Genomic DNA, 9,056 nt, shown 5'->3' with positions numbered 1-9,056 from the left:
AACAATCGAATCATTGAAGATCACCTCGGAGCATCGCTTACGAAAGGGAAACTGAGTAGAGGGCGGCGGCATCGTCTCCGGTAAAAGGACGGAGGTCTGATTGGACCTACAAAGCTTATATTTCGTGAGAAGTATAAGGAAGCTGAGTGGTAACGCGAAACTCTCGCCTCAGCAATCAAAGCTACTAAATTGTAGTAGTTGATTGCTGAGGCGAGAGTTTTTATTTTTAAAAATAGAAGAAGAGAATGCGTAGAAGAGGAGAGTAAATGATAAAGATTGTTTCAGAGAGCTGCCCCGAGGCTGTGAGGGTGGTAACAATTCACTCATTGAAAATCACCTTGGAGCACTACTTTTGAAAACTAGTAAAAAGTAGCGGGGTTGTTCCCGATAGAAAAACAAAAGTCTAATTGGACTTGCAGAGCTTATATTTCGTGAGAAGTATAAGGAAGCTGAGTGGTACCACGATTCCCTCGTCTCAGCAATGGATTGCTACAAGTATGTAAGTAATCGATTGTTGAGACGAGTATATTTTTAAGGGTTATATACTGAATGTTCTGTTAAAAATACTCATCTCAGCAATCGATGTAGAAATAGATTGCAAAAAATAGAGAAAAAAGAGGAGCGATGTGAGATGGGAAACCAGTACATTTACATGAATGGGGAATTTGTAGAAAAAGAAAAGGCAGTTGTTTCAGTATATGATCACGGTTTTTTATACGGGGACGGTGTATTTGAAGGGATTCGTAGTTACGGAGGAAATGTATTTTGTTTAAAAGAACATGTGAAACGATTGTATGAATCAGCGAAATCTATTTTACTAACAATTCCGATGACGGTAGAAGAAATGGAAGAAGCAGTTTTACATACACTTCAAAAAAATGAATATACTGATGCTTACATTCGCTTAATTGTCTCAAGAGGAAAAGGTGACTTAGGGCTCGATCCGAGAAGTTGTGTGAAGCCGAGCGTAATTATCATTGCAGAACAATTAAAGTTATTCCCACAAGAATTTTATGATAATGGGCTAAGCGTTGTATCTGTTGCATCGAGACGTAATACACCAGACGCGTTAGATCCACGTATTAAGTCAATGAATTATTTAAATAACGTACTTGTAAAAATTGAAGCGGCGCAAGCAGGAGTGTTAGAGGCTCTTATGTTAAATCAACAAGGATATGTTTGTGAAGGTTCTGGTGATAATGTTTTCGTTGTGAAAGATGGAAAAGTATTAACCCCGCCATCCTATTTAGGAGCATTAGAAGGTATTACGAGAAATAGTGTTATCGAGCTATGTGAGCGACTGAGTATTCCGTGTGAGGAAAGACCGTTCACTCGCCATGATGTATATGTAGCGGATGAAGTATTTTTAACAGGAACAGCAGCGGAGTTAATTCCAGTTGTAAAAGTTGATTCGAGAGAAATTGGAGATGGGAAACCAGGAAGTGTAACGAAACAATTGACCGAAGAATTTAAAAAATTAACGAGAGAAAGAGGAGTACGTGTTCCCGGGCTGACGGAAAGCTTAGCGTAAATAAGGAGAGGAGTTAATGGAAATGAAGCAGCAGTATACAGCGTATGAGAAATTACAGTATGAAGAAATGACAGGCGCTGGGCATGTGATTCAATGTTTAAAGAGATTAGGTGTAACGACCGTTTTCGGCTATCCGGGCGGAGCAATCTTGCCAATATACGATGCTTTATACGAAAGTGGTTTGAAACATGTTTTAACTCGTCATGAACAAGCTGCCATTCATGCGGCTGAAGGATATGCGAGAGCTTCTGGAAAGGTCGGGGTAGTCTTTGCTACCTCTGGCCCAGGGGCGACAAATTTAGTTACGGGTTTAGCAGACGCTTATATGGATTCGATTCCTTTAGTTGTCATTACCGGGCAAGTTGCAACGCCTTTAATTGGTAAAGATGGATTTCAAGAAGCGGATGTTGTCGGAATTACAGTACCTGTTACGAAGCATAATTACCAGGTTCGTGATGTGAATCATGTATCACGAATTGTGCAAGAAGCTTTTTACATCGCCAAAAGCGGGCGCACGGGACCAGTATTAATTGATATTCCAAAAGATGTTCAAAATGCAAAAGTCACCAGTTTCTTTAATGAAGAAGTTGATATTCCGGGGTACAAACCAGAACTTGTACCAGACAGCATGAAACTTAGAGAGGTGGCTAAAGCAATTTCAAAATCTAAGCGTCCACTTCTTTATATTGGAGGAGGTGTCATTCATTCAGGTGGATCCGATGAACTCTTCGAATTCGCAAGGGAGAACCGTATTCCAGTCGTTTCAACTTTAATGGGACTTGGTGCATATCCACCGGATGATCCATTGTTTCTAGGGATGCTTGGTATGCATGGGACATACGCTGCTAATATGGCGGTAACAGAATGTGATTTACTACTTGCATTAGGTGTTCGCTTCGATGATCGTGTAACAGGAAAATTAGAACTTTTTTCTCCAAACTCGAAAAAAGTACATATTGATATTGATTCTTCTGAGTTTCATAAAAATGTAACTGTAGAACATCCGATTGTTGGTGATGTAAAAAAAGCGTTACACATGCTGTTACATATGTCTATTTATACACAAACAGACGAATGGCTTCAGAAAGTAAAGACATGGAAAGAAGAATATCCACTTTCTTATAAGCAAAAAGAATCTGAGTTAAAACCACAGCATGTGATCAACTTAGTAAGTGAATTAACGAATGGTGAAGCGATTGTCACAACAGAAGTAGGTCAGCATCAAATGTGGGCTGCTCACTTCTATAAAGCAAGAAAACCTCGGACGTTCCTTACCTCTGGAGGATTAGGAACAATGGGGTTTGGTTTTCCAGCAGCAATTGGTGCTCAGCTAGCTAAAAAAGAAGAACTTGTCATTTGTATTGCAGGTGACGCTTCTTTTCAAATGAACATTCAAGAACTACAAACAATTGCTGAAAATAACATCCCTGTAAAAGTATTTATCATAAATAACAAATTTTTAGGGATGGTAAGGCAATGGCAAGAAATGTTTTATGAAAATCGTTTATCAGAATCAAAAATTGGATCACCAGATTTTGTGAAAGTAGCAGAAGCTTATGGAGTAAAGGGATTAAGAGCAACAAATTCAACCGAGGCAAAACAAGTGATGTTAGAAGCATTTGCTCACGAAGGTCCTGTCGTAGTTGATTTTTGTGTAGAAGAAGGTGAAAACGTATTTCCGATGGTTCCGCCAAACAAAGGGAATAACGAAATGATTATGAAGAGGTGGGAAGAATGAGTCATACTTTTTCACTCGTTATTCATAACGAGCCAAGCGTCTTATTACGTATAAGTGGGATTTTTGCTCGGCGTGGTTATTATATTTCTTCTTTACATTTAAACGAAAGAGATACTAGTGGTGTTTCTGAAATGAAACTCACAGCAGTTTGTACTGAAAATGAAGCGATATTACTTGTTAGTCAGTTGAAAAAATTAATTGATGTTCTGCAAGTAAATAAATTATAAGGGGTGTATGGAATATGAAAACATATTATGAAAAAGATGCAAATGTAGAGTTATTACAAGGAAAAACTGTTGCAGTAGTTGGTTATGGATCACAAGGTCATGCGCAAGCACAAAATTTACGTGATTCTGGTGTAGAAGTTGTAGTTGGTGTTCGTCCTGGTAAGTCGTATGAAGTAGCGAAAGCTGATGGATTTGAAGTAATGTCTGTTTCAGAAGCGGTTCGAACCGCACAAGTTGTACAAATGTTATTGCCAGATGAACAGCAAGCTCATGTGTATAAAGCAGAGGTAGAAGAGAATCTTCGTGAAGGACAAATGTTACTTTTCTCGCATGGATTTAACATTCACTTCGGACAAATTAATCCGCCAAGTTACGTAGATGTAGCGATGGTCGCGCCAAAAAGTCCAGGTCATCTCGTTCGCCGTGTATTTCAAGAAGGAAATGGTGTTCCAGCATTAGTCGCAGTGCATCAAGATGCGACGGGAACAGCGCTACATGTAGCACTGGCGTATGCAAAAGGTGTAGGGTGTACACGTGCGGGGGTAATTGAAACGACATTCCAAGAAGAAACCGAAACGGACTTATTTGGAGAGCAAGCTGTACTTTGCGGCGGGGTAACTGCACTTGTGAAGGCTGGATTCGAAACGTTAACGGAAGGTGGGTATCGTCCTGAAATTGCATACTTTGAATGTTTGCATGAATTAAAGCTAATTGTCGATTTAATGTACGAAGGTGGATTAACGACTATGCGCCATTCTATTTCAGATACGGCAGAGTTTGGAGATTATGTAACAGGATCGAGAATTGTTACAGATGAAACGAAGAAGGAAATGAAGCGTGTTCTTACGGAAATTCAGCAAGGTGAATTTGCGAAGAAATGGATTTTAGAAAATCAAGCAGGGCGTCCGACGTATAATGCAATGAAAAAAGCAGAGCAAAATCATCAGTTAGAAAAAGTAGGAGCAGAGCTTCGTGAAATGATGAGCTGGATTCATGCACCGAAAGAATTAGTAAAGAAATAGAGTAAGAGAGTATAAATGAAAAATATGTAAGAGGGGATTTGACAAGATGAGAAGTGACATGATTAAAAAAGGTTTTGATAAAGCACCGCATCGTAGTTTATTAAAAGCAACTGGTTTGAAAGATGAAGATTTTGATAAACCTTTCATAGCGATTTGTAATTCTTTTATTGAAATTATTCCAGGGCATAAACACTTGAACGAGTTTGGGAAACTTGTAAAAGAGGCAGTTCGCGCGGCAGGTATGGTACCATTCGAATTCAATACAATTGGAGTTGACGATGGTATTGCGATGGGACATATCGGTATGCGTTATTCTCTTCCGAGTCGTGAAATTATTGCAGATTCAGTAGAAACGGTTGTAAATGCACACTGGTTTGACGGCATGATTTGTATCCCAAACTGTGACAAAATTACACCAGGTATGATGATGGCTGCACTACGTATTAATATTCCGACTGTGTTTGTTTCAGGCGGCCCGATGGCAGCAGGAAAAACATCTAAAGGAGAAGTTGTTGACCTGAGTTCCGTTTTTGAAGGAGTAGGAGCTTATCAATCTGGGAAAATTTCAGAAGAAGAATTAAAAGATATTGAAGATCATGGCTGTCCATCTTGTGGCTCTTGTTCGGGTATGTTTACCGCGAACTCTATGAATTGTTTATGTGAAGTGTTAGGTTTAGCTCTTCCTGGTAACGGGAGTATTTTAGCAATTGATCCAAGACGCGAAGAGTTAATTAAACAAGCAGCAGAGAAATTGAAAATTTTAATTGAAAGAGATATTAAGCCGCGTGATATTGTAACAGAAGAAGCGATTGACGATGCTTTTGCACTTGATATGGCGATGGGTGGATCAACGAATACAGTATTACATACGCTAGCACTCGCACAAGAGGCAGGACTAGATTATGATATGAACCGAATTGATGCAGTTTCAAGACGTGTACCTCATTTATGTAAAGTAAGTCCAGCCTCAAATTGGCATATGGAAGATATTGATCGTGCGGGCGGGATTAGTGCAATTTTGAAAGAGATGAGCCGGAAAGAAGGAGTACTTCATCTTGATCGAATAACTGCTACTGGGCAAACATTAAGAGAAAATATCGCTGAGGCAGAGATTAAAGATAAGGAGGTTATTCACTCTCTCGAAAACCCTCATAGTGAAGAGGGGGGCTTACGTATATTAAAAGGAAATCTTGCTAAAGATGGAGCGGTTATTAAAAGCGGTGCAACAGAGGTAAAGCGTTTTGAAGGGCCTTGCGTTATTTTTAATTCACAAGATGAGGCACTTGCTGGCATTATGCTTGGGAAAGTGAAAAAAGGAGATGTAGTTGTCATTCGTTATGAAGGACCAAGAGGTGGCCCTGGTATGCCAGAAATGTTAGCCCCAACATCAGCAATTGCTGGAATGGGATTAGGTGCTGAGGTTGCATTATTAACGGATGGACGTTTCTCTGGAGCTTCACGTGGAATTTCAGTAGGACATATTTCACCAGAAGCAGCAGCTGGTGGAACGATTGCACTTCTTGAACAAGGGGATATTGTATGTATTGATGTTGAAGAACGCTTACTAGAAGTAAGAGTGAGTGATGAAGAATTAGAAAATCGTAAAAAAGAATGGAAACGACCAGAACCGAAAGTAAAAACTGGCTGGCTTGGACGTTATGCACAAATGGTAACATCGGCGAATACAGGGGCTGTTCTGAAAATCCCACATTTTGATTGAGCCAATTTAAAAGAGATAAGGATGATATATAATGGTGCAAAAGGTAAAGGAGAGAGTGAAAATTGAAGATATCTTAATGGCGCATAATTGCCTGAAAGATATCGTTATTAAAACACCGTTACAACGTGATACAGTTTTGTCTGAGAAATATGATTGTGACGTTTATGTAAAACGAGAAGACTTACAATTAATTCGCTCTTTCAAAATTCGTGGTGCGTACAATTTAATTCAAAGCTTACCGAAAGAAAAATTACAAAACGGTGTTGTTTGCGCAAGTGCTGGTAATCATGCGCAAGGAGTTGCTTATACGTGTAATTTATTGAAGATTACGTCAAAAATATTTATGCCCACAACAACACCGAAACAAAAAGTATCACAAGTACAATTTTTCGGTGGTGATTTCGCAGAGATTGTATTAGTTGGTGATACATTCGATAGCTCTTTCCAAGAAGCACAGCGCTATTGTGAAGAAAATAAGATGACATTTGTTCATCCGTTTGATGATCCGTATGTCGTTGCAGGTCAAGGGACAGTGGCAGTTGAAATTATGCATGATATGGAGAAATCAGTTGATTATATCTTTACAGCAATTGGCGGTGGTGGATTAGCATCAGGAGTTGGTACATATGTAAAAGGTGTTAGTCCTACTACAAAGGTTATTGGTGTAGAGCCAATGGGAGCTGCATCTATGAAAGAGGCTTTTCTTCAAAATGAAAATGTAGCATTGGAGAAAATAGATAGTTTTGTTGATGGGGCAGCTGTTAAAAAAGTAGGAAAGTTAACATTTGAAACTTGTAAAGATGTAATTGACGATATTATTTTAGTACCAGAGGGGAAAGTTTGTACGACGATTTTAGAACTGTATAAGAAAAATGCGATTGTAGCTGAACCGGCTGGTGCACTCTCTATTGCAGCGCTTGATTTATATAGAGATGAAATAAAAGGTAAAACAGTTGTATGTACGCTAAGTGGTGGAAATAATGATATTGATAGAATGCAAGAAATGAAAGAACGTTCTCTCATTTATGAAGGGTTAAAGCATTATTTCATCATTGAATTTCCGCAGCGTTCAGGTGCGCTAAGAGAATTTCTTGATAAAGGATTAGGACCAGAAGATGACATTACGCGCTTTGAGTATATTAAGAAACATAATAAAGAAAATGGTCCAGCATTAGTCGGCGTAGAATTAAAACATAAAGAAGATTATGAGCAATTAATTACTCGCTTTAAAGAAAATAATATTCAATTTATGGAGCTTAATAAAAACCCTGTTTTGTTTGATTTACTTATTTAATAGAAGGAAAGAGTTAGCACCCAAATAAAAAAGATAGATACAAGCGGGGAAAAATAATGCTTGTTCTATCTTTTTTATAGTTAAACTAGATACTCATTAAATTCAAGAAGAATAAAGCTAGCTAACCAAAAAATTATCGCAATGCGAATAATTACATACATTGTAAATTCAAAGGGAGTAAGATTTCTCTCTCGCTTTATTTTTTTTAATAGTCTCACAGAATAAAAGGAACATAAAAGCAGGATTGCTATAGACATTTTATAGATGTTTTCTAAGAGGTTTATATTTTCTAATAACTCTTTCAGCATGTTTATCACCTATTCTGTAAAGTATATTACGGAGAAATGGATCTTGAGCTGTCTAGTTTCGTTTGTTTTTTATTTTCCCTGTATCATCAATTTCTACATCAGTTGAAATTGTTTGTAAATATTGAAGAGCTTTTTTCTTTTCTCCTTCATTTACAGGGGAAACTTGGTTGTTGCGAATGATATAAGGATTGAATGACATTTGGACATCCTTTCCTTTAAAAGTTAAAGTTAATACGCCAGTTTCAGCGCTTTTCCCATTCACATAACTCGGGAATAAAAAGTTACCTAATGAGTAAGCGATAGGAACTTTATTATAATACTCAAACCCTTGTAACCAATGTGGATGGCTTCCGACAATTGCGTTAGCTCCTGCTTCAACCATTTTAGGTACATATTGCTTTTGGTATTCTACCGGACGATTTGATTTTTCAACGCCCCAATGCATATAGACGATTAAATAGTCTGCATCTTTCTTTTGTTCTTTAATTGTTTTTGTTACAAGATTTAAATCATAGCCATTCGCAACGCCAGGTTTATTCTCACCAGCTACCCAATTAGAATCAGGCATAAATCGAACGAAGGAAAGAAATTTGAACTTTTTCCCTTTTACGGTCATTTCTCGTGCTGTATATGCATCTTTCGCATTTTTTCCGGCTCCAATGTAAGGGAACTTTAATTTTTCTACGTGAGAAATCGTATCTAATAATCCATCTTGCCCATAATCAAGTGTGTGGTTATTCCCAATATTTACGATGTCATATCCAGTGTTTTTAATAGCTTGTAGTGTAGATGGATCACTTTTAATCCAAAACAATTGCCCAGGTGCTTTCTTTTCTTTCGTTGTAAATGCCGACTCTAAATTCACAAAAGAAATATCAGCTTTTTTTATTTCTTCTTTTACATGTTGGAATGGGTAATCAGCCCCATTCTTTTCGATTATAGGACGTAATTGCCAATCAAACATTGTATCACCAGAGAAGGTGAGTGTGATTTCTTGGTCTTCTATTTTCTTTTCGCTTTTTGAAGCGGTTTTACTAGATTTGTTTTGCAAATCGGGTTTGTCTTTTGCTTTTGAAATAAAAGAGTAATTGATTAATAAAACAATCGGTGTAATGAAAAAGGCTATTAACAAAAATCGTTTTAGTAAAGTTTTCATATATACCTTCCCTTTTAATATTATCCCGCAATTAAATTAACACTGAATCTATTAAAGGTA

Annotated in this window: 8 protein-coding genes and 1 other annotated feature; of the genes, 6 read left to right on the top strand and 2 right to left on the bottom strand. The window is 37.7% G+C overall.

What is annotated here, in order from left to right; all coding sequences use genetic code 11:
• Nucleotides 1-241: 241 nt before the first annotated feature.
• Nucleotides 242-481, top strand: a binding site (T-box leader).
• Between the two features lie 150 nt (nt 482-631).
• The 6 genes from ilvE to ilvA are packed head-to-tail and all read left to right on the top strand — an operon-like array spanning nt 632 to nt 7,532.
• On the top strand, nt 632-1,531 hold the full coding sequence (gene ilvE, locus MR170_RS02600) for a branched-chain-amino-acid transaminase (RefSeq protein ID WP_000528161.1): 900 nt from the start codon (nt 632-634) through the stop codon (nt 1,529-1,531).
• A gap of 22 nt (nt 1,532-1,553) precedes the next feature.
• Nucleotides 1,554-3,269, top strand: a complete 1,716-nt coding sequence (gene ilvB, locus MR170_RS02595; RefSeq protein WP_242307081.1) for an acetolactate synthase large subunit — start codon at nt 1,554-1,556, stop codon at nt 3,267-3,269.
• A complete protein-coding gene (locus MR170_RS02590) occupies nt 3,266-3,496 on the top strand; it encodes an ACT domain-containing protein (protein WP_016082082.1) in 231 nt (76 codons plus the stop codon). Before ilvB ends, MR170_RS02590 begins: the two co-directional genes overlap by 4 nt.
• A gap of 14 nt (nt 3,497-3,510) precedes the next feature.
• Complete coding sequence (ilvC, locus tag MR170_RS02585) at nt 3,511-4,518, top strand: ketol-acid reductoisomerase (protein WP_000861143.1); 1,008 nt, start codon at nt 3,511-3,513, stop codon at nt 4,516-4,518.
• 46 nt (nt 4,519-4,564) lie between these two features.
• Nucleotides 4,565-6,238: a dihydroxy-acid dehydratase gene (gene ilvD, locus MR170_RS02580; protein WP_242307079.1), complete on the top strand. Its 1,674-nt coding sequence runs from the start codon at nt 4,565-4,567 to the stop codon at nt 6,236-6,238.
• Nucleotides 6,239-6,269: 31 nt separating this feature from the next.
• Complete coding sequence (gene ilvA, locus MR170_RS02575) at nt 6,270-7,532, top strand: threonine ammonia-lyase IlvA (protein WP_000250319.1); 1,263 nt, start codon at nt 6,270-6,272, stop codon at nt 7,530-7,532.
• A gap of 80 nt (nt 7,533-7,612) precedes the next feature.
• On the opposite strand, the gene MR170_RS02570 is transcribed toward ilvA, so the two are convergent.
• Both MR170_RS02570 and MR170_RS02565 read right to left on the bottom strand, forming a co-directional pair.
• Nucleotides 7,613-7,840, bottom strand: coding sequence for a hypothetical protein (locus tag MR170_RS02570; RefSeq protein WP_242307077.1), 228 nt, complete (start codon nt 7,838-7,840; stop codon nt 7,613-7,615).
• A gap of 52 nt (nt 7,841-7,892) precedes the next feature.
• Entirely contained in the window at nt 7,893-8,996 is a 1,104-nt protein-coding gene (locus tag MR170_RS02565; RefSeq protein WP_000854536.1) for a CapA family protein, read from the bottom strand.
• Between the last annotated feature and the right edge of the window lie 60 nt (nt 8,997-9,056).

It is taken from the genome of Bacillus cereus group sp. BfR-BA-01524, from assembly GCF_022662595.1.
GTDB classification, from domain to species: Bacteria; Bacillota; Bacilli; order Bacillales; family Bacillaceae_G; genus Bacillus_A; species Bacillus_A thuringiensis_S.
This window is presented reverse-complemented; position numbering and strand designations above follow the sequence as displayed.

What these genes read in the sequence shown, in the direction of transcription:
- ilvC (WP_000861143.1), top strand. Translation starts at nt 3,511, where the DNA reads ATGAAAACATATTATGAAAAAGATGCAAATGTAGAGTTATTACAAGGA.
- ilvB (WP_242307081.1), top strand. Translation starts at nt 1,554, where the DNA reads ATGAAGCAGCAGTATACAGCGTATGAGAAATTACAGTATGAAGAAATG.
- ilvD (WP_242307079.1), top strand. Translation starts at nt 4,565, where the DNA reads ATGAGAAGTGACATGATTAAAAAAGGTTTTGATAAAGCACCGCATCGT.
- MR170_RS02570 (WP_242307077.1), bottom strand. Translation starts at nt 7,840, where the DNA reads ATGCTGAAAGAGTTATTAGAAAATATAAACCTCTTAGAAAACATCTAT.
- MR170_RS02590 (WP_016082082.1), top strand. Translation starts at nt 3,266, where the DNA reads ATGAGTCATACTTTTTCACTCGTTATTCATAACGAGCCAAGCGTCTTA.
- MR170_RS02565 (WP_000854536.1), bottom strand. Translation starts at nt 8,996, where the DNA reads ATGAAAACTTTACTAAAACGATTTTTGTTAATAGCCTTTTTCATTACA.
- ilvA (WP_000250319.1), top strand. Translation starts at nt 6,270, where the DNA reads ATGGTGCAAAAGGTAAAGGAGAGAGTGAAAATTGAAGATATCTTAATG.
- ilvE (WP_000528161.1), top strand. Translation starts at nt 632, where the DNA reads ATGGGAAACCAGTACATTTACATGAATGGGGAATTTGTAGAAAAAGAA.